Source organism: Priestia sp. P5_B4, from assembly GCF_056400385.1.
This window is the reverse complement of the sequence record NZ_JBFULJ010001008.1, coordinates 1-1,273: the sequence shown is the minus strand read 5'-3', so window position 1 is coordinate 1,273 and position 1,273 is coordinate 1. Positions and strand designations below refer to the sequence as shown.

Sequence of the window (1,273 nt, the reverse complement as noted above, 5' to 3'; positions counted from 1 at the left end):
CATCTATTCTTCCGTTATAAGCAAGATTATTCGTTGTAATCCACTGGTGAACCACTTGATCTGCATTGGCTACATTTACCGTAGAATCAGCGTTACCATGAAATACAATGAGCGGCAGTGGCTTTGCCCGTTTTCCCATTTGCTGATAAGCAATTCTTCCTTGTTTAACGGGGGAAGGACCTTTACTGGCCATGACAGAATACGCATTAAATACGTTAAGAGCCGCCTGATATTCGATACCTGCTGACACACCTATTCCAGCAAACAGTTCTGGATACGTTACCCCCATAACGATGCTCATTGCTCCTCCTGCTGACAGACCGGCAATAAACACTTTATTTTTCTGAATAAAGTGCATGTTTTGGACTTTTTTTACAATCCCTGCAATAATAGCTGGCTCGCCAAACCCTCTAATTTGATGAAGAGGTTCAAACCAGTTCCAGCATTTATTCATATTTGAGTTAGAAGACTGCTGTGGGTATACGACAATAAATTCTTTTTCGTCGGCGAGCTCATTCATTTGCGTGCCTATTGCAAAATCATCTGCATTTTGTGTACATCCATGCAGCATAACCATTAGTGGGTAAGATTTTAAAATATGATAGGATTTAGGTAAATAGACCTTGAATTTTTTTCCTTTATGAGTATWTGTTTTAAATGATTCAGATGACGCTTCTTGTTGTTCACTTGAAGACACAAGCGTTGACGTATTTATAACATTAGGTAGTGAACCCAACATGGTACCCCTCCTCTTTTTGTCAACGTTTTCATTTTTCTTCCCAATTACGTCCTGTATTACAATACTACATATTATTTCGTTTTTTTGCACGTTCTACATACTCTAAGAGTACCACTTGTTTTGGTTTTAAGGCGTTTTTTATCTTCTTGAAATTTGGGATTTTTTTGCTATATATATACTTTATTACTATATATGAAAATTGTCACTATAATCATGAAAAAAGGACAAACATGCCGTTTGCCCTTTTATTTGGACCTTGATGTTTAAATACCTTTTGCCGAATTAAGCCTCTATACTTTTATTATATGATGCTCCCTATCATTTATATGAATTTATTGCTCTTCATGTTTAAATCTGTAACCTTTACTATTTTATATTTTGCTTTTTATTCACCAATTCTTTCGCAGCAAATGGCAAGGTGCAGGTGCGGAAGCCACGTTGAAAAAGAAGAACCTTAAAGAGCAAATGTTTTTGGTTTAACCTCTTCTTCGTTCGCAACAATCATACAAAGGCTGGTTGCAATCACTCTTTTCC

1 protein-coding gene is annotated in these 1,273 nt (G+C 36.6%); it reads right to left on the bottom strand.

The features are described from left to right. Nucleotides 1–739, bottom strand: a 739-nt coding sequence (locus AC1DRF_RS28335) for an extracellular catalytic domain type 1 short-chain-length polyhydroxyalkanoate depolymerase (RefSeq protein ID WP_477742351.1), incomplete at its 3' end; no start/stop codon positions are given. Nucleotides 740–1,273 lie beyond the last annotated feature (534 nt).